This window comes from Acidiferrobacter thiooxydans (genome assembly GCF_003333315.1).
In the GTDB taxonomy this organism is placed as follows: Bacteria; Pseudomonadota; Gammaproteobacteria; order Acidiferrobacterales; family Acidiferrobacteraceae; genus Acidiferrobacter; species Acidiferrobacter thiooxydans.
This window is the reverse complement of the sequence record NZ_PSYR01000002.1, coordinates 108986-126963: the sequence shown is the minus strand read 5'-3', so window position 1 is coordinate 126963 and position 17978 is coordinate 108986. Positions and strand designations below refer to the sequence as shown.

The following is a 17978-nucleotide window of genomic DNA, read 5'->3' as shown; positions in this document are numbered from 1 at the left end:
CGGCGGACCACGCTAAGGTCGCCAGAATACGACTCAGCCCATAAGGCCAGTAACGTGAATAACATCGCCCCTGGCGACGTAATTGCCGCCAGGAACATTGAGCACCATACGTGCCCAGGCCCAGATTAACACTTTCTGTTCCAGTCCCCCGGCAGGTCCGCCCCTACCAAGCTCCCACGCAAGAATACTGCCGCGGCATCCAGCACATATCCCGAGTCACGCCGGCTGAGGCCACGCACCGCGCACTCCCAGATAACCAGCACCCGCCATCCGGAAGCCCGCAGCGCTTCGACCGCACCGTTATCCCGCTTAACATTTGCTGCGAGATTGGCCTTCCAAAAGGCTTGGCGGGTAGCGGGTACCTGTGCCAATACGCACCCGTGCGAGTGCCAGAAGCAGCCATGGACAAATACAGCTGCATGGAACTTTGGGAACACGAGATCGGGCCGGCCGGGGAGTGACCGATCATGCAGCCGGTAGCGCAGACCCCGCGCGTGCAGGCCACGCCGGATCAGCATCTCGAGCTTCGTGTCCTTGCCCCGGATGCGGCTCATGTTGAACCGACGTTGTTCGGCTGTAAGCGTGTCGCCCATTATGCCCCCGCTCCTGCGTCCGCAACGATGGTCCTCAGACAAGTCCGCAGGTCTTCGCCTGACATGCCGGGCCGCAGCGTGACCGCGCCGAAACGGAACTTCTCGCGGTACTGCGGGTGAAACAATCGGCCCGGCATGGGCGTGTCCTTAAAGTCCATCTGGAGGCCGGTCGGCACATGCGGGGTCAGTAGATAGGCCGCGGTCACGATTCCTTCTGGCCGGCCGCTTTCCACTTCGTGCACGAGCGCGTCGCGATAGGTATGAATGGAACTCAGTGCATCGTTCAGGCCATCGTTAATCCGGTACTTCGCATCGAGGACAATCACGTGACGTCCTGGGCCGCCCAAGTCCCCGCCCGCCAGCACAATATCGGGGGCCATTGTCCGGCTGAAACTACCTTCACGACCGTCTTCAACCCAGTATTCGCGGTACTGCCGCTGGAAACACAATACGCGATCGCCGCCAATCGGCACGGTGATCGCGCCCGCGGCGATTGCCACGCCGCCGCTGGCCTCGTTGAGAAACAGGTTACTCAGGTTCACGCCCGTAGCGCCGTACTCCTCGACGGCCGCACGCAGCAGGCGCAGAAAGCACCACAGTTCGTACAACTCATAAGTCCGGGCCAGCGGCATTTGCAAGAAATCGCCAAACAGCGCCGCAAGCCCCAGATTCATGTCCTGCCAGAGCCGGTAGAAGCGCCGATAGACCGGATCATTACGGAAAATCGGGGACATGCGCAGCAGCGCGGGCCCTTCACCTACCTCGGCCATGAAGCCAGCTGCAGACGCATGGTTCAAGCGACGCGAGATCCGCTGTGCCCGCGTGGCCCAGCTTCCGGCCCGCGTCGCGATCTCGCGGTTATCGGCGAGCTCTACTTTTGCCAACGACTCGGCTACACCGGATAGCCACTCTCCCCAGGATTGCAGGCACGCCTTGATCTGCCGGTGCTCGGGGATATCCAGACTATTGTGGCAATGGCGCAGCGTAATCCGTGCTGGCAGACGGCACTTCAGGGCGGCGGGTAGACGCGACGGGCTGATGGCTTCGGTACGGATAACACCGGACCGGAACGATTTTATGATCTCCAGGCCAGTCGCGCGCGCAGCGCGATGTGCCGGTACTGTCACGTCCTTAGCGTGTAGGTAGTGGCGCGGCGAGCGCGCGATTGCGTTGACTGCGGCAACGATCTCGTCGGAGCGTGAGCGCAGAAACTCAAGCCTGGCCAGCGGCGGCAACCGGTTGCTGGGCTGGCGCGCAATACCTTTGCGAAAAGCGCTCAGCGAGAACAGAGCGAAGGTATCTTGGAGAACCTCACGCACCATGGTGTCAAAATCGTCGCGCGTGAGCTTGCGCAGATCGGGGTCGATGGTAACCTCAAAGCGGCGCGTTCCGATGCCCGACATGCGCAGCATGGCTTCCACCATGCCAGCGTGGAATCCAGGCTGCCATCGCCAGCGGGCTACAGTGGGTAGGCGTGACCGCAGCGCCTCAACCGGCTCGTCGTCAATCAGCAAATCGGCCACGGACGCGTCGTCGCTGTCGCGCAACTCAAAGAGGTAGGACGCACCTTCTCGCACCGCTCCGGCCGGCACCGCATCCGGCACGGGCCAGACCTGCCATGCCGGTCCGCCTCCTTCCGCCTGAATATAGAGCGCCGTCACGATTCACCGCATGGCCTGGAAAGAACCGAATTCATCGAGATCAGTCAGCAGCCTCAGAATAAAGGCCTGCGCGCGCGGTAGTCCGTCGCAGGCCTTGTTGAGGCCCGCCAGCAGTGCGCGCTGTCGTTCGGTGCCACGCAGCTTCACCAACACCTTCTGCACGAGTAGCTGGTCGGTGACATCAGCGGGCGCGCTTTTGAGATGCGCTGCGTCGAAGGCGTGGTAGCGTACAAACTCCTCGATCAGCCGGTATCCGAAGCCGAGGCCGTGCTTCTGCATCAGGCCGTGGATTTCGGTGAGCTTAGCTTCGGAAGCCACTCGGGCATCCCTCAGTTCAGGATAGCGGCCTTCAAGCGAACCAAGGAAACCCGGCACGTCGACCGTGGACATGTCGATCACCGACGCCCGATCGAGCACCTTATCGCTGACTGGGTTGGTCGTCTCATCGACATTGATCGTACCGATGATGAACAGGTTGGCGGGGAGCGGTAGCTCAGCGCGGATGCTCGCGCCCGTCGTGCCTTCGAGTGGCACGCCGTTCGAGTGCAGTTGTAGCCGACCCCCCGTCTCCATGCACGAGAGCACGTCAGACAGATAGTACTCGACCCGCGCAAGGTTCATTTCGTCGAGGATCACGAAGACTGGCGACCCGCGGTGCGCCGTCGCCACAAGTACCGCCTCTAGAAACGGCGGTACCACGTAGCGGTTCGTGAGTACATCGTAATATCCGATCAGACCAGTCGGATCAGTCCATTCCGGCCGAACCGGGCATTCAAAGATCAACGGGTCATCGTCGGTATTCGAAGTCAGACCGTGCACAGCTCTTGCATACTTCAATGCGAGCTGTGTCTTGCCCGTACCAGATAGGCCAGATAGGATCACGAAGTGCTTGTGCGACAGGAAATTCAGTGCCGCGTGGAGGCGCGTTACCTCGCCATTCGGGTAGTGACCACCGAGGACCTTCACTGCGGCTTCGATGTCCTCGATCGGAATACTGGCCGGCATACGGCGCATTTCCGGGCTGAGTGTAGCGGTATCGGTCCAGACTGGCAGCTCGTGAATCTTCTGTGACCCGACCAATTTGCCCAACCACCCAATGAACTCACGGGCGAGCAGGCTACGCCGGGCCGAAGCAGTCGGCGGGTAGAGCGCAACGACGATCTCATCCGGTTCGGTTGAAGGACCGAACGGCGACATGTCGAAGGCGAGGCTGTCCCAGAACTTGGCATTGCGCAGCCAGAGCCGTCCATCGCGCGCAAGATAGATCGGAACCACATTGTTGCGGGCGCTGTACTTGATCGTTGCGCCCGGCGTCTCGGGTGCGTCATCTTCCTCCGAGGGCAGATCGACTGGCTCCGTGCCAGAGGCCTTCGCGGCAGCACCGAGTTTCTTCATTTGAGAAAGCCGGGCCAGAAAACTGGCCCTGTCTTTACGCACCAAGACAGCGAAATAGACTTCGTCCTCCGGCGGGAAGCGCATTACGCAGCCAAAAATCAGCGCCTCAGTGTCGTCCTTGACGTTGTCGAGGTTGACGACGCCGAGCTGGATGCCGCCTTCGACGATCTTGGCGCTGTTAGAGACACCAAACAGCTCACGCGGACGGACCGCCTTCGTTGTTCCAAAATGCCTCTGGGCGGCGTCAAGAAACCGTTGCTGCCGCTCGACGAGATTCATCCACCTCCCCCCTATCTATTTGTTTGAGCGTCTTCATCATGTGCGTGGCTACGGCCTTCGCGAGCAGCGGCGGAACGGCGTTCCCGATCTGTCGGAAAGCGGGATTCATCGTCCCACAGAAGGCAAATCCATCTGGAAACGAGTGAAGGCGTGCAGCCTCACGTACAGAGATTGTACGGGCTTGGCGGCTGTCGTAGTGGATATGGCTGTAGCTGTCTTTGCCGAGATGGGCCATCAGCGTTCGCGCTGGCTGGTCGCGCCACATTTTGCGCCACTTGTTTGGGAACTTACCCACATCGTAGGGAGGCACGATCGAAGCCTTGATTTCCTCGTACCGCTTCGAAGCGGGTTTGACCTTTACACCCTGTTTAGTGAGTAATTCCAGGTGTTCCTCAAACATTTCCAAGGCGTGCGCGTAAGCCTGCGGGTACTGATCACCCGGATTCATACGCGCGAAGATCGGGTAGTCGCGCGGCAGATAACGGATAACATGGTCGGTAAGCGCCACAGGCGCCTCGAAGCCAGGCCACGTACGCATCAGCTTGGCATAAGGGGTGTGCGGCTCCCCGCCATAAGGCATCGGCGCGTCGAAACGTCGCGCACCACGGCGCAACGCACCGCTTTTTAGCAACTTGCGGGCATCAATGGGGGGCAGGTCCCCGAGCGCTTCCTCAGCTGTTATGGCTGGAGGAAGCGAACGTGCAGGCTTCGGGGCAGGGACGTAGTGATGCGCGTCGTCGGCAATTTCGCTGTCGAGGAACTTGAGTGCAACTGAGCGCGTACCTTCATAACCTTGCGGCAGGTCGATGAAATGCGTCGGATCAGGGAACGTGACCGTGTCGGCGATCTCACACCGATACGCGATCAGAATCATTCGCTCACGCATCTGCGGTACGCCATAGAAGGCTGCATTCAGCAGGGTGTATCGGCAGACGTAGCCTTTGCTTTCCAGCACTTCGGCGATCTCTTCGGCGATGTTTTGCCCGCCATGATTGAGCACGTCGGGCACGTTCTCGACCAAAACTGCGAGCGGCGCGAAGGCCTCGACGTAGCGCAGATAGTCAATGTAGAGCTGGGCGCGCGGATCGTGCTTAAAGGCCTCTGCGTGATTGTCCACCTCCCGCAACTTGGGTCGGCCGACGCGAGCGAAGGCCTGACAGGGCGGGCCGCCGACGAGTACATCGAAAGCTTCGGCCGTGGGCCCGATCTGTAATTCCCCCGCCAGTTGGTCCGGGGTCGTCTTCGTGATATCGCGCGCGCGGGAATAAACCCAATCGCCACTATGGAAATTGCGACCATGGGATGCTGCCGCCTCCGGGTCGATTTCCACCGCGCCCGCGATACTGAAGCCAGCAGCTGAGAATCCAAGCGAGATCCCGCCACAGCCGGCGAACAGATCGAGTACTCGGAGCTTGCCCCCCACCTCCAGGCGGCCGATCTTCTTGCGGATGGCGCGTACGTTCCTGCTCAAAGGATTACCCCTTACCAGCGTCAGCTGGGCGCAACATGGGGCTGATCTTCTTCGCGTTCTTCACGGCGCCACCATTACTGCTGGCGGCGGCAAAGTGGGTACTGCGCCGCAACATATTTTTCGACGGCGTCCCGGACAACCCAGGCCACGGACACCTTCTTTTCCCCTGCGATGCGTTCCAGCTCTGCATAGAGATCGGCTGGGAAGCTCACCGATGCGCGGGTACCTTCCTTCGCCAACGTGTGCTGTTTCGCTATAATGGCCATGGCGCGCTACCCATTATCTGGTGGTGCGCACCATGTTACACCATAATGGTGTAGATTCCGCAAGAGGGCCCGACTCGCCGGTAATCTAACACCCCCTGTGCGCAGTTGCGTAGGTGCAGCTACCCCTCCCCCGGTTTCGCGGAGGATCAGCTGACCGTTGGATTTGATTAAATTGGAATAGGGTTGACACGCGCAAGCGGCAATACGATCGGGGTACTGGTCACCAGGAGCCTGCGGCTCTTGCCGGCCCCCGCGCAGACCTGCACACCTACATTCCGTCCATCCCGAATCGCGGTGATGATCGCCTCTTGTTCCGGTGTCTTGCGATGGGTGGGCATAGCGCTCGTCCTTTGAAAACGTCGGCGCAAGGATTCGCCGATCGGGGTGGGACCGGACTCTGGCGGGCTCAGGCCAACCAGAGTCCGGGATCCGCTGTGGGCTAACGGGACAGGCTAGCGGACGGCATCAGAAGGACAGCGCCTCATCAAAGGTGGGTGCCGGGTTTGCTGCTGCCGCGGCCTCGGCTTCGGCCTTGGCCTTCGCCTCGAGCTTTTTCACGGTATCGGGGCGCACAAACGTCTCGGTGTGCCAAACACCGTCCTTCTCATACTTGCGGGTCCCTATTTCCCCTTCGACCTGAACGAACGCCCCTTTCTTGAGGGCCTTCATCTCATCGACGAGCTTGCCGCCGACGATGCAACGGAAAAAGTCCGCCGTCTCTTCCGACCCCTCTTTCACGAAGGACTTGTTGACGCCCAACCGGAAGACGGCGAACTCCTTGCCGTTTTCGTTGTTCGTCTTGACCTCGGGATCGGCAACCAGATTACCGACCAGTTTGATGCTGTTGTTGTTTGACATCGACTCATCTCCTCTTCGAATGACTGCGGTGTGTACCAGTACTTCTATACTACCCAATTCCCATGCCGGGTTTTACGGGGGGCACTGCGTCGACCTCCTTGGCCGCCCACGCCGGCACGACCTCCTGCCCCAAAATCAAGCCCAGATTGCGCAGCGAAGTCGCCAACCTTTGACCGGCCGGGAGCGCCACCACGAGCACCCGATCCAATCCCTGGACGCACGGCGCTCCGATGCGAAAGTTCAACATCTCCCAGGCCTCGTCCTGATCCGGTAAGGGGAAGGTGTGACATGTTGGCGGGATGGTAAAGATCACCACGCTATCGGCCCTATTGACGCCGCTGGGATCGGAAAAGACCCGCCCCTTCACTCCCGGACCGAACCGGGACATCTCGAGATCGAACACGAGCCTCCGAGGCGCGAGCGGTGTGGCCGGTACCGGGTTGGCTCCCATGTCTTTCCCCCTATGGCGGGTATACCACTGTCAGTCTATGCCAGACATTAGGCGCGCGCAATCACTTCCTCGGCGATCTGCGCCAACACCTGCCCGCTTGCGGCGCCGGCATCCGCCTCGATGCCGCGATCCATGAGGGCGCGCAGACGGCGTTCCACCTCGTTTTCGACGGTCCCTCCCGGGTATTGAAGGGCCAGTCTCCGGCGGGCCTCGGTCGCCCCGAGGGCTGCGGCCACCATCTTCATGACGGCGTTGTCCGCCGGCGTGGTGGATAGCGCCCAGATCTCCGTGGGTCCCCGGGTATACCGGAGCTTGGCCTCATAGGTCCCAAATTGGGTAACGAAGCGCCCGAAGACATGGGATCCGTCGCTGTCGGGCTTGCGCATTCGCTTGATCGCGGCGATGGCCGCATCCGAGAACTTGAACAGCGACTGCATGCGATCGACGTCATCCCCCTCGCCTGCCCCGAACACCAGGGTGGTCGTCGCCAGATTGCGCATGGAGTCGTCAAAGTCATCGGGGCGCTGCGAGAAGAGCGCGACGCCCACGTTGTACTTGGGCCCTTCGCGGATATCCACCAGGACCTGGGAGCGGACGCCGGCGTGCCCCCCTGTGCGGTGAAACTCGTCGTAGATGATCTCCTTCAAGTCGCGCTCCATTTCGCGGGCCGCGGCCTCGACATACGGACGGTACCGGGGCGGCAGGATCGTCTCCGGCAGATTCTTCACGTCCTCCTGCCGGGAGTAGAAGGCCGCCGCCCCCATCTGGCGCGCCAGCAAGTACATGATGGCCGCCTGCCGGTGGTCGCGCGGGTTGTTGCTCGGAATCGTCACATCCCCGAGATCGAGGGCCAGCACGCGCGCCCCCTGGGGGTCGAAGCGCGTGGCCACGGTCAGAATGGGCAATGACCGCAGGCTCTCGGTGATCGTCCGAAAGATGTAATTCGGCACGCTCTCGCCCGAGGGTGTGGCCCCTTGGGCATAGAGGCTGTTGATCTGGGGATCGCGCGCAAGGCCCGCCACCTCTTGTAAGAGCGGCATGGCCTGCGCCTGGGCCTGGCGCGCCAGGGCGATCTGTCCGGCATCAAAAAGGCTGTCCGCCGCCTCCCACCAGGTTTGGGGTACGGCGTCAGAAGCCACCACCGTCAGGGCGGTGTCCACGTCCGGACAGACACCCGGGTAATAGAGGCGCGGGTGGGAGGTCGGTCCATAGTGATGGTAGGCCGCATCCACCAGTGCCTCCACGAAACCCACGACCGGGCCGGGTGGGGTCTTGGCATCGAGCGGCGTGCAGAGCGTCGTGATGAGATTGATGACGAACTGCCGCTGCTGGCCCAGGGGGGCGCGGAGCCCCAAGGGCAGATCAAACGGATTGATCGCGAAGCGCGCCGGGTCCATCTGGACGCGGTAGTGCTGAAATTGCCCGCGTTTCTCGGGAGGCGCCGCGTCCTGGAGCAAACGGATGAGGCCCGACGACGACCAGCCGGAATCTACGATCAAGACGCGCGGCAGGCGCTCCTGGCCCGGCTGCAGAATGAACGACAGGATCCGGCCGTTACTGAACAGCGACTTCCCCATGCGCATGGGCGCGAAACCCAACGTCACGCGCGCCGTCTGGATACGCGAGGCCGGATCCAGGGGATACAGGCGCCCGTCCTCGGTGCGCAGATCGATGGTCCCGGTGCCCCAGGGGGACACGGGGCGCGACCAGGGGAGCATCCAGACGGCCTCATTGATGGGGGCCGGGATCGCCCAGGATTCGACCTGCGAAGAGAAGGCCGGCACCATGCGGGCCAGGGCCCGGGCAGGCCGCGCCAGGCGATCCGAGGCCTCCGGGCGGGCAGAACCAGACCCCCAGGACGAAACCAGCGTCCGCAGCTGCGCGGCGCGACTTTCCGCCTCCTCCGGGGTCGCGCCCCAGGTCGCGAACAGCACGCGCAGGTCGGCCACGAAACCGTGATCTCGCTCCACCCATTCGCGCAAGGCCTTGGCCGCGGCCGTGATCTGCCGGTTGGTCGCAGACACGGGCCCCAAGGCCTGCGCCAGAGCACGCTTGAGACCCAAGGCGTGTTCCAGGCCGCCCCCGGCCAGGCGCAGCCGGATCCGGAGCGGCAAGCGCCCGGCCCGCGCGATGAGGCGGGAAAAGGGCTCCGTCTGCGTCGGGCCGATGCGCATACCCATCACCCGATAATGCCGACCATCGGCCCAGACCCCACCGTCCACCCGGACCAGCTCCCCGGGAACGACCTGGGCCGCGATCGACGGCGCGATCAAATCCGCCAGGCGCCCGCGCAGACCGATGGATCCGCGCACGGGATCCCCCAGCAGAAACGGGCGCCAATCGGCCGGCGTGATGTGCGGAAAAAGCGCGCGGCGGGAGATCGCCAGGGCCTCGTGGGCCGTCACGGGCCGGGCATCGTAACCGCGGGTCTCGGCCTCGGCGATGAAGGCGCGCACCGAGGACTCGTGGCGGGCCCGCAGGACGTCATTGGCGCGGATGAACTCCCGGAGCCCGGGGGGCGCCTTTTTCCGGTCCCCCTCCAGGGATTTCAGCATCACTTCCCGCTCGCGTTTATCCGTGGGGCGCGGTGTCCAGATACCCAGGAACGTGTGTTCCTTGACGGTCTTCCCCGCCATCAGTCGCTCGCGTTCCTCGAACAGGTCGCTCAAATCCAGGCCGTGGATCCGGGCCGACTCCCGCGCATAGCCGGCGTTGGCCCGAAAGGCCTCCAGGGCCCCATCCGGATCCCGTTCAAAATCCACGGTGACGATCGTGCCGGTCCCCAGGAGGTTCGTGATCGCCTCGGTCATGCCTTCGATCAATCTCGGCATGCTGTCGGCCGGCAGCCCTTTCAGTCCGCGCCCTTCCAGGATCGATCCGTAGGAGCCGTCGCCGAGGATCAGCAACGTGTTCCGTCCGTCGCTGTCCCGATCCGGTGCCATGACATCGCAAAACCGCTGGCTGTTGCCGCCGGCCATATCGGTGAGGGCCCATAGCAGGCTGTCGGCGAATCGCCGGGACCATTCGATCATGGGGCGGCCTGCGCGGTGACGGGTTTCATGAAAAGGACCCCCATGCCGGCGCCGCTGGGCAGCGACACGGTGGCGGGAATATTCGCATCCTGCGTGAACTGTTGCGCCATGGTCTGGCCCAGGGACCCCAAGGCGGCACGGCTCGCGTATTGCGCCGTGTTGTTGGTGGTGATCGCGAGCCCACTCCCGGTCAGCGCGGTACTGCCGTTCTGCTGAAAGGCCTGCCCATATCCCTGCAGATAGGCGCCCGCGAACAGGAGTCCGTAGCGCTCGAGATAGTGGTGGTCGACCGTGCCCCGCACCGCCGGCAATCCCGACTTTGGGCTGATGGCCAGCGCCGAAATGGCCTCCGAGTGGCCATTGGCCAGGATGATCCGATGGAGCGCCAGCACGAGCCGCTCGTGCACGTCCTGAAACGACCCCAGCATATTGTCGCCCCGGAAGGGGCCCGACGTCAGACGGCACTCCACGGGCCCGGGCACGTTGGAATTGACGGCCAGGATCGTCACCGCGTAATCGATCTGGCCCGCCGGGATGATGATGGCGGGCGCCCCCGTGGCCGGCGCCTGACTCGGCTTGGTGGACGAAACGGAAAGACTGCGGGCCTTCGCGGACGGGCCCGAGACTCCGCTCGCGTGCCGCCGTGGGGATTTGCGGGGTGGCAACCCGATCACCGCGATCGGTACCCCCGGACGACGCCAGGATGCCATCAGATCCTGAATTTCCCCCAGGGCCGGGGGGCGAGACGGGGTCGCCGGCCCCTTCTCCCCCCGCATGACCGTGGCTTGGGCGGCGCGCACCACCCTTTTGGGGTGATGATGCGCCCGATGGAATTGGTTGGTCGGCGTGGGCATCGCAATCTGTCCTCGCGCGGCCGCCCTCTTCTCCTGGCGCGCGACATACTGGCGGGCCTTGTGGCGATAGTAGTGATTGCCGTACCCCACGCCGCCGATGATGCCGGCTCGGGTCTTCGGCGGCGCGACCGGCGCGCTTGCGGCCTGCCCATGGCTTCGGTGCACCATGACGAATACCGTGATCGCGAGCGCGATCACGGCCACGACCAGGATGAGCGCCACCCGCACACCCGTCGAGGTCCTCACACGTTCCACCGGAGAGGGGGCGCGCGGGACCGGGGGCGCAGGCGGCGCGTTGCGCGCGGCCGGATCGGCATCAACCATGGGAGGCCTCCTGGGATTTCTGCGTGGCGCGCAACGATACGACGTGTCCGTTGTTCATGATGAGCACATCGTCGATCATCGGCAGCACATAGGCTGTGTAGTGATGCGCGGCGGCGCGCGAGGCCCATGCGGGCGAGAGCAGCTGCATTCCCGTCGCCAGGCGCATAAAGAGCTGGGATTTTTCGCGCCAGGCCAAGACCCCCGGATACCCGCGGAACACGGCCTTAGCGCCTTTCGGGGCGATGCCGGCCAGCGTCCGCATGAGGGCGTGCGAGGCGGTGGACCGGAGGCCGGATGCGGTCGGTACCGCCAGGCCCCCGCCCGACAAGGCCTTGCGGTCCTGAGGGGAGAGGCCCGCGACGCGCAGGACGGTCAAGGTATCCACGCTGCGGTGGCCACTTTCCGCGATCAGGGTGATGGGGATGTCCAGACCCGCCAAGATCACATCGAACCCGATGGCACGCGCAAACGGATTGCGCGACAGGATGTTCAGCAGGATGGTATTGGGGGCCGGCTGTGACGGCAGCACCTGCAGGGCCCGGGGATCCGGCGAATAGGCGGCCGCCACAGGCCAACCGTGTCCCGCCTGGTCGACGAACGTGATGGCCGAGACATAGCCGCGCGCAATCCGCACGCGCACGGCGCGCATCCCGGGCGCCGGGGTCACGGCGGCGACCAAGGACCGGTCCTGTACGGGCCGTACGGGGGCCACGGCCGCATGCTGGCTGGCGCGCCAACGCTTCTTGAGCGCGTGGATCTGGCGCGGTGACAGCGGGAGCTGCCCCAGCAAGATCCGCCGGAATGTCGATGTCGGCAGGCCGGATCCGGCCGGGCGCGCCGGCGACGGCGTCGGTGGCGTTTTCGCGAAAGCGCAGGGTGCCATCGACATCACCAGGCTTGCCAACACAGCCGGGAGCCGTTTCCCTGGCTTGCGATGCGTCGCGGCCTTGACGGGCCTCACCACGGTTGTCTCCCCAATCGCACGATGTGGCGATAGAGCCAGAAGAGACTTCCCGCCAGGGAGTACGCGGCGGCGCCCACCAGCAACCGTTTATGCGTCACCGATCCGTCACCACTGAGCAGGACGACGCAGCCATCCACCGTCAGACAAAGCGCCGTAACCCAGGACGTGACATAGAGACAGAACCCAGCCATCCGCGCGAAGAACCACATTTCATCGGCAAAGATCGGGAGGCCGCGCCGAAAATCGGAGTGCCTATTCACGGGCCCGTCTCCCTTGCGGACACGGCAACATGCGCGCGTTAGAGAGGGCGGACCCGACGTCCTCATCCGCACGCGAAATCGCCTCCGACTCCGATGTCGTATCCCCGGCGACGCCGCATTCTGATAGCGCGCCACGGACGATCTGAGACGCCTTCTGCAAGTTATCCGCTAGGGCGCCGAGGAATCCGAATGGCCCGGAATCCACCAGATCATTGACGTTTCGGTAGCGCATCTCCTCCAGCTGCTGTGCCAGCCGTATGACTTTTATGGACGGCCCTGCGTAGACATCGAACCGCAGGCCCGTCGCGTCCTCCCATTTCTTCACCGCCGCCTGCAATTCCTCAAACCGGCGTGCACGCCGCTGCACCTCGCTGTTGATACGCTCCTGAATTTTCTCCGACGCCTCCGCAATGGCCTGCCGCTGTTTCGCTTCCGCGACCCTATCGATCTGCTCCCAGCCACGACGCATGAGTGAAGCGACAAACAAGCGATCGGGCGGCAAGGGGTCGAGCTTGTGCGCTTTGACCTTCTCGATCAGCCGGCCGCCGTGCGCCTCGAGCATCCCCCATGTCGCCGGCAGTTCACCGTCCTGGATGACGCCGGGTAACACCACGACATACCAGCCATCGCAATATCGGAATACGGATTCCGCTTTGGCGGGCTTCTTCAGCTCCCGCAACCAGTCGCTCCGGCTGACCTTGATCTCCATGCCGTACACGACATGACCGCGACTCTGCCAGAGATTCATCGCCACCGCGTCCGCGTAACCCGTGCCGCCGCCTGTCCGCGGCGCCAGTTCCTCCATCAGCGCCCATTCGGGCGGCGCAAACCGCTTGCGCAACAAGGCGCGCACATCTTCCGTCTTCATGGCCGCGGCATCTCTCCATCCGCGGAAGAGGGAGGTGGCATCTCGATCGCCAGGCGCGCCTCTTCACCGAGCGTCCGATCGCCGCGATCCCAGTCTTTGACGCGCTGCGCACATTCACTGCACACGCCAAGACCGGCGTCATAGTCCACGCGCAACCACGAGCACCCCCTTTCGCAGGCATGGAGATCATCGCACCCGCACTCAATACACACAGCTATCGGCATAGGATTTCTCCTCGCTTCGATTCGATCCCTGCGCCTCTCGCCCATCTCACGGCCTGCAACCTACCTGGACCATCAGGAAGATGGCCGCCTCCGAGACGCCTTCTTTGCCTCTCACGGTTCTTATCCGCCATGTCGCAACTCCCGCAAGGACGCCAAGGTGCATACCACGTCGGGGGATTGGGACGGCAGGAGATGACCGAAAGTCACCAACACCTCGATCTCGGACGACGACAGATACCCCGCGATCATCGTGTCGACCAGCTCCACGAATGCATTCTCCGGGTCGTCGTCCCCGGCGCAGTCTGCCAGGTGTCGCCAGAGATCGCGGGCGCGGCCGACGTCATCGGCTGATGACATGTCCCCGCATCGCACGGACTCCATGTTCGGCATATTTACCCCTCCCCTTTCGATTGCGTGATCGTGAGGTGCGCGATCGCCACGCCACGCGGATAGGTATCCGGATTGACGCGCACGATCAGCATCGTCACGGTGACGTGCTGCGACGTCGTGCCCTGCACGCCCAGATAGCTCACGATGAGCCGTACCCGCACCGACCATCCGTAACGACCCGATAGCGCCCCTGCCTGACCCAAAACCCCCTGGCCGAGGATGGTCGGTGCCGCAGCCGGTGCGGCCGAGGCAATCAACCGCTCCTGGATGATCGATGGCAACAGCGATTGTTGAATGGATTGCCGCCACAGAGCGAAGGGTTGCGGCAGGAAATCCGTGCGGGCCCGTGCGATGTCCGCGCGCCACCGCGCGAAATCGAGGGTGTAGAGCCGCGTGGCGGCATCGGTAGCAAAACTCGTGATGGCGAGGCGGCTCAGGAGCGGCGCCGTCAGCGGCCGCAAGGTGACGATGCGACCGTTGTTGGAGGTCGCAAAGTATCGCGTCACGACCGGACGGGACCAACCGATGTAGGCCAGGATCAGAGACCCAACGGTTACCCCCGTCAGGATCAACGCCAAGGCGAGCGCCGCGTGGTAACCGCGGCGGTAGTGGTCCACCGAGAGGGCGATCTCCGGGGCGGCATGCGCCGCGGGTTTGGGGCGGCTGGACGCGCTCATCTCGTATACACTTCCTGTGGTTGACTCTGTGGAGAGGTCTCATGACCAAAAAAGCGATCCACCAACGCACAGGGGCGCTCGTGACCCCCGAGGAATTCATCGCCTTGGAAGGGGCGGACCATCGGAGCAAGGGCGTTTTGCCACTCTGCCCCCAGTGCGGCGCGGCGTTGGCCCCTTACGGTGTACATTCCCTCAAAGTGATGTCGCGCTTCGACCACCCCGACGGGAGCCAGTGCCCCTCGTCCTCGACGCCGGATTCGCGCTACGCCCACCTCGTGCCCACCGATTGGGATCTGGAACAAGGAAAACGCTTGCGCTCGGCCTTGTGCGATGACCCGACCAGGGCGAACCTGAAAGCGGTTTATGCCGCCTGTCTCGCTCTTTGCGGGAAACTGAGCGGGATCGAGTTCGCGGCGATGTGTCGGAAGGCCGATCATCTCCAGGTCTGGCGCTACAAGGGAGTTACCTTGACGTGGTTGCCCTACGTCCTCGTGACACTCACGGACCTGCCCATTGTCGCCGGCAAGCGGCGATAGCCCCTGCGTATGGTTCTGCATAAACCTGCTCAAACAACGCTCGATGTCCTGTGGATCCGCCCCGAGATGTGTTCGCTGGTCCCCTTCTTCGCCGACACGGGACGGCCAATGGAGCGGGATCCGATCCCCATCCCCTACGCAAACGCCGAGTCGGCCCGCGAGGACATCGCATGGATTGGCGATCGACTGCTGCTCGCCATAGAAAAGTGCTGTGTCGCGCATGCAAGCTCTCACTTGGAAGGGAACTCGAAAAGTGGTTCGGGGAGAAATACGCCGTTGTGATCTTTTTTGAGAGCGAGCCCGTAGACGTCAAAGCTCCGCAAATCCTGCCGGCCCGGGGGATCGATAAACGACTCCACCATGTGGTCGCTCCCGTACTCGCCATCCCACTTTTCCATACCCTCCACGACCGATCGAGAATCCCGCAGGTCCTGATCAAATCGGCGGATCATCTCGGCCAACGCCCGGCACGCTTCGTCGAACGAAGGGCGTATAGCGAACACGTCCTCGGGGTCTTGCGCCCACGCCGGCGTGTATTCGCAACGGTCGCGCATGGCGTAGGCGTAGCGCTGAAAGAGCAGGTCGACGGTCGGCGCATCCACGAAAAAGCTGCTGGAGACGATCAGGGCCACCCAGATCGGATCGCTTCCCGCTTCGGGCGCGGGTGTCCCGCGCACGACGTGGCCGTACCAGAACGTGTAGTTGATCCCGCCATCCAGTAACGCCAGGAGCTCCTGGTCGTGCTCATGCGACAGCGCACCGTGTGGGGTGGCCACCACCCGGTCCCGAAAAAGGAGGCCTGGCACGCAGTGGGCGTTGCCACGGATCGCCTTGCGGATCGCCCGAAGCGTGCGGGGTTCGGTGGCCCCGATCTCTGTGTGATTACTCATGACTCCCCCGATACGAGGTCCAATCGAACGTCACAACGTCTCCGCCATCCTCGCGGAGTCGATCCCATACCCGCTCCCCCACCACTTCACGCACCTCGTCCACCGACAGGTTGGAGATCAGGAGCGTGGGTCGACGGGATTCGTAGCGTTCGTTCAGCACATCGAAGAGGATGTTTTCCTCGGTTCGTGAACCGAACTGCATGCCGACCTCGTCTAGAATCAACAGATCGGGGCGCGCGAGGCGCGCCACGGCGTCCGATTCACTCCACTCGCTCCCGCGCGACCAGGTATCCTTCACTAAGCGCAAGGCCCGCAGAACGGTCAGGAACAGCACACTGCGGTGACGCGCCATGAGAGCGAGGCCCATGCCCGCCGCCAGATGGGTTTTGCCGGTGCCCGGCTTCCCGACAAAAAGCGCGCTGCGGCCCGTCGCCAGAACCTGGTCGAACTGGGCGACATAGGCGCTCGCGAAACCGAGCGCCCTCTCTTGCGCGACGTGGCTCACGACGAAGCGATCGAGCGTCCGATCCTGAAAGCGCAACGGGATCCCGGCGTGCCCCAGCCGGCGCTGCCAGTCCGCAGCCATACGGGACTGAGCGGCGCGTGCCGCGCGCCTGCGCTCCTCGACGCGATCCGCGGCCGCGCAGGCCGGGCAACGCGACCAACAGGCGCCGAAGTGGCACTGAGCGAGGTAGGCGCCGTGGGCTCCGCACATCCGCTGCTCGGCAAGGGGCGGGTTGTGCAACAGGGCGGACAGGGCGCGGGGCGCTGGTTCCGCCAGGATCCGATCGCTGCTCATATCTTGCCTCCGGGCCCATAGGTTCGGTTGTTCATCCGGGAACGGGGTGCGCTCCGCGACGCCTCCTGCGTCAGGGCGAAGAGGCCCTGCCAGCCGTTCTCGATCGATTGCGCGACGATGGCCGCCTGGGAGCTGCCGTCCAGGCTGAGTCGCACCAGGCGCCGTTGGGCGGCCTTCACCGACGGGGGCTTGATGCCCTTGCCGATGCCGCGGCGGTATTCCACGAACTGCCTCCAGGCCTCGGGGTCGAGTCCCTCGACCTGGGGATCGAGAGTCGCCAGGAGCGCGTCAGCGCGACGAGGGGTTTTGGGTTTTTCTTTAGGTTTTTCCTGGTGTATGGTGCCTGGTGATTGGTGGGCTTTCGGCTGGGTTTCCGTTGGGTTTTGATTTGGAAACCCAATGGAAACCTGCTGGGTTTCGCCCCCCTTTGTTTTTATTGCGATTTCCTGCTCTCCACTCATGCGTCCGTTGGAATTCGACAGCGCGTTCGATTTCACGGTTACGCCGGAGTAACCATTGCGAGTTACGGCGGAGTAACCGGGTTCGGAGACGCCTTGCGGCGGGTTGCCGTTCTCGGAACCCAAATGGAACCCAACACAAACCGGCTGGGTTTCGTGGCCCGTTGATTGTGCGGGCTTTTTGGGGCGTCCACCCATTTGCCCGTTGGATTTCGACGACGCGATCCTTTTGCGCGCGGCGCCGATCTCAAACTCCGCTCTTGTGTTTACCCAGCACCCGTCTCGTAACACGAAAAACTCGGTCAGCACGGCATTGACGGCGTCCTTCTCGAAGCGCGACTTCGCCCGGCAGATGCGGTAGACCTGGTCCTCGGGTATGGGGTGCTCCGTGGTGTAATAACGGTCGAGCAGCAGCGTGTAAGCGCCGTGCTCGAGCATCGAGAGGTGTCCGGCGTCCCGCGCGTAGTCGCCCAAGTGGCGCTCGTAGTAGTTCATGATTGCACCGCCCGGCACCGTTCGGCGTGGCTATCCATGAGGGCGCGGTGCAACTGAAAAATGAGCCGGCTCGCATCCGACTCACTAAGAAACACCAGAAACGAATCGTCCTTGGTGCGGACCTCGATGTGCACGCACCCCGGGTCACTCCCCACATTGAGCTCGCCGGACTGCTCCCGATCCGCAGTCGGCAAACCGCATAAGGTCACCGGAATTAATGGTTTCTTCATCAT

The 17978-nt window shown here is 63.3% G+C and carries 21 protein-coding genes; 1 reads left to right on the top strand and 20 read right to left on the bottom strand.

Annotated elements, in window-relative coordinates; all coding sequences use genetic code 11:
* Window positions 1-125 precede the first annotated feature (125 nt).
* The 16 genes from C4900_RS07705 to C4900_RS07635 form a co-directional block, all read right to left on the bottom strand.
* Window positions 126-593, bottom strand: coding sequence for a very short patch repair endonuclease (locus C4900_RS07705; RefSeq protein ID WP_065972366.1), 468 nt, complete (start codon window positions 591-593; stop codon window positions 126-128).
* The gene (locus C4900_RS07700) at window positions 593-2254 is read right to left on the bottom strand and encodes a DUF2357 domain-containing protein (protein WP_065972367.1); all 1662 of its coding nucleotides are present in this window, start codon (window positions 2252-2254) and stop codon (window positions 593-595) included. Before C4900_RS07700 ends, C4900_RS07705 begins: the two co-directional genes overlap by 1 nt.
* A 3-nt stretch (window positions 2255-2257) precedes the next feature.
* Entirely contained in the window at window positions 2258-3928 is a 1671-nt protein-coding gene (locus tag C4900_RS07695; RefSeq protein ID WP_065972368.1) for an McrB family protein, read from the bottom strand.
* Window positions 3894-5399: a DNA cytosine methyltransferase gene (locus C4900_RS07690; RefSeq protein ID WP_065972369.1), complete on the bottom strand. Its 1506-nt coding sequence runs from the start codon at window positions 5397-5399 to the stop codon at window positions 3894-3896. Before C4900_RS07690 ends, C4900_RS07695 begins: the two co-directional genes overlap by 35 nt.
* Before the next feature lie 74 nt (window positions 5400-5473).
* Entirely contained in the window at window positions 5474-5665 is a 192-nt protein-coding gene (locus C4900_RS07685) for a ribbon-helix-helix domain-containing protein (RefSeq protein WP_083996378.1), read from the bottom strand.
* A 167-nt stretch (window positions 5666-5832) separates the two neighbouring features.
* Window positions 5833-6003: a hypothetical protein gene (locus tag C4900_RS16010; protein ID WP_170132474.1), complete on the bottom strand. Its 171-nt coding sequence runs from the start codon at window positions 6001-6003 to the stop codon at window positions 5833-5835.
* 127 nt (window positions 6004-6130) lie between these two features.
* On the bottom strand, window positions 6131-6523 hold the full coding sequence (locus C4900_RS07680) for a single-stranded DNA-binding protein (RefSeq protein WP_065972371.1): 393 nt from the start codon (window positions 6521-6523) through the stop codon (window positions 6131-6133).
* A 49-nt stretch (window positions 6524-6572) separates the two neighbouring features.
* Window positions 6573-6974 (bottom strand): hypothetical protein, encoded by a 402-nt coding sequence (locus tag C4900_RS07675; RefSeq protein WP_065972372.1) that lies wholly within the window; start codon window positions 6972-6974, stop codon window positions 6573-6575.
* A gap of 47 nt (window positions 6975-7021) precedes the next feature.
* Complete coding sequence (locus C4900_RS07670; protein WP_114282889.1) at window positions 7022-10006, bottom strand: hypothetical protein; 2985 nt, start codon at window positions 10004-10006, stop codon at window positions 7022-7024.
* On the bottom strand, window positions 10003-11184 hold the full coding sequence (locus C4900_RS07665; protein WP_065972374.1) for a DotG/IcmE/VirB10 family type IV secretion system protein: 1182 nt from the start codon (window positions 11182-11184) through the stop codon (window positions 10003-10005). The genes C4900_RS07670 and C4900_RS07665 overlap by 4 nt, the downstream gene beginning before the upstream one ends.
* Entirely contained in the window at window positions 11177-12148 is a 972-nt protein-coding gene (locus tag C4900_RS07660; protein ID WP_065972375.1) for a DotH/IcmK family type IV secretion protein, read from the bottom strand. Before C4900_RS07660 ends, C4900_RS07665 begins: the two co-directional genes overlap by 8 nt.
* Window positions 12142-12408 (bottom strand): hypothetical protein, encoded by a 267-nt coding sequence (locus C4900_RS07655; RefSeq protein WP_065972376.1) that lies wholly within the window; start codon window positions 12406-12408, stop codon window positions 12142-12144. Before C4900_RS07655 ends, C4900_RS07660 begins: the two co-directional genes overlap by 7 nt.
* On the bottom strand, window positions 12401-13261 hold the full coding sequence (locus tag C4900_RS07650; protein WP_141689451.1) for a hypothetical protein: 861 nt from the start codon (window positions 13259-13261) through the stop codon (window positions 12401-12403). Before C4900_RS07650 ends, C4900_RS07655 begins: the two co-directional genes overlap by 8 nt.
* A gap of 11 nt (window positions 13262-13272) precedes the next feature.
* Window positions 13273-13500, bottom strand: coding sequence for a hypothetical protein (locus C4900_RS07645; RefSeq protein ID WP_176716053.1), 228 nt, complete (start codon window positions 13498-13500; stop codon window positions 13273-13275).
* 120 nt (window positions 13501-13620) lie between these two features.
* On the bottom strand, window positions 13621-13857 hold the full coding sequence (locus tag C4900_RS07640; RefSeq protein WP_141689452.1) for a hypothetical protein: 237 nt from the start codon (window positions 13855-13857) through the stop codon (window positions 13621-13623).
* Window positions 13858-13892: 35 nt separating this feature from the next.
* Window positions 13893-14567, bottom strand: coding sequence for a DotI/IcmL/TraM family protein (locus C4900_RS07635; protein WP_065972379.1), 675 nt, complete (start codon window positions 14565-14567; stop codon window positions 13893-13895).
* Between the two features lie 41 nt (window positions 14568-14608).
* Between C4900_RS07635 and C4900_RS07630 the strand changes: the two genes are divergently transcribed.
* Window positions 14609-15103 (top strand): hypothetical protein, encoded by a 495-nt coding sequence (locus C4900_RS07630; protein WP_065972380.1) that lies wholly within the window; start codon window positions 14609-14611, stop codon window positions 15101-15103.
* A gap of 230 nt (window positions 15104-15333) precedes the next feature.
* Here the strand turns inward: C4900_RS07630 and C4900_RS07625 are convergent, their stop codons facing one another.
* Genes C4900_RS07625 through C4900_RS07610 form a run of 4 tightly spaced genes read right to left on the bottom strand, consistent with a single transcriptional unit; the run spans window position 15334 to window position 17978 of the window.
* Window positions 15334-15993, bottom strand: a complete 660-nt coding sequence (locus C4900_RS07625) for a hypothetical protein (protein WP_114282888.1) — start codon at window positions 15991-15993, stop codon at window positions 15334-15336.
* Window positions 15986-16792, bottom strand: a complete 807-nt coding sequence (locus C4900_RS07620) for an ATP-binding protein (RefSeq protein WP_114282887.1) — start codon at window positions 16790-16792, stop codon at window positions 15986-15988. Before C4900_RS07620 ends, C4900_RS07625 begins: the two co-directional genes overlap by 8 nt.
* Window positions 16789-17745: a YdaU family protein gene (locus tag C4900_RS07615; protein ID WP_114282886.1), complete on the bottom strand. Its 957-nt coding sequence runs from the start codon at window positions 17743-17745 to the stop codon at window positions 16789-16791. Before C4900_RS07615 ends, C4900_RS07620 begins: the two co-directional genes overlap by 4 nt.
* Window positions 17742-17978 carry a hypothetical protein gene (locus C4900_RS07610; protein ID WP_114282885.1) on the bottom strand — a complete coding sequence of 79 codons (237 nt, stop codon included), beginning with the start codon at window positions 17976-17978 and terminating at the stop codon, window positions 17742-17744. The genes C4900_RS07615 and C4900_RS07610 overlap by 4 nt, the downstream gene beginning before the upstream one ends.

Coding starts and splice junctions, on each gene's coding strand:
- C4900_RS07705 (WP_065972366.1), bottom strand. CDS start 593: ATGGGCGACACGCTTACAGCCGAACAACGTCGGTTCAACATGAGCCGC.
- C4900_RS07695 (WP_065972368.1), bottom strand. CDS start 3,928: ATGAATCTCGTCGAGCGGCAGCAACGGTTTCTTGACGCCGCCCAGAGG.
- C4900_RS07685 (WP_083996378.1), bottom strand. CDS start 5,665: ATGGCCATTATAGCGAAACAGCACACGTTGGCGAAGGAAGGTACCCGC.
- C4900_RS16010 (WP_170132474.1), bottom strand. CDS start 6,003: ATGCCCACCCATCGCAAGACACCGGAACAAGAGGCGATCATCACCGCG.
- C4900_RS07680 (WP_065972371.1), bottom strand. CDS start 6,523: ATGTCAAACAACAACAGCATCAAACTGGTCGGTAATCTGGTTGCCGAT.
- C4900_RS07675 (WP_065972372.1), bottom strand. CDS start 6,974: ATGGGAGCCAACCCGGTACCGGCCACACCGCTCGCGCCTCGGAGGCTC.
- C4900_RS07670 (WP_114282889.1), bottom strand. CDS start 10,006: ATGATCGAATGGTCCCGGCGATTCGCCGACAGCCTGCTATGGGCCCTC.
- C4900_RS07665 (WP_065972374.1), bottom strand. CDS start 11,184: ATGGTTGATGCCGATCCGGCCGCGCGCAACGCGCCGCCTGCGCCCCCG.
- C4900_RS07645 (WP_176716053.1), bottom strand. CDS start 13,500: ATGCCGATAGCTGTGTGTATTGAGTGCGGGTGCGATGATCTCCATGCC.
- C4900_RS07640 (WP_141689452.1), bottom strand. CDS start 13,857: ATGTCATCAGCCGATGACGTCGGCCGCGCCCGCGATCTCTGGCGACAC.
- C4900_RS07635 (WP_065972379.1), bottom strand. CDS start 14,567: ATGAGCGCGTCCAGCCGCCCCAAACCCGCGGCGCATGCCGCCCCGGAG.
- C4900_RS07630 (WP_065972380.1), top strand. CDS start 14,609: ATGACCAAAAAAGCGATCCACCAACGCACAGGGGCGCTCGTGACCCCC.
- C4900_RS07625 (WP_114282888.1), bottom strand. CDS start 15,993: ATGAGTAATCACACAGAGATCGGGGCCACCGAACCCCGCACGCTTCGG.
- C4900_RS07620 (WP_114282887.1), bottom strand. CDS start 16,792: ATGAGCAGCGATCGGATCCTGGCGGAACCAGCGCCCCGCGCCCTGTCC.
- C4900_RS07615 (WP_114282886.1), bottom strand. CDS start 17,745: ATGAACTACTACGAGCGCCACTTGGGCGACTACGCGCGGGACGCCGGA.
- C4900_RS07610 (WP_114282885.1), bottom strand. CDS start 17,978: ATGATGAAGAAACCATTAATTCCGGTGACCTTATGCGGTTTGCCGACT.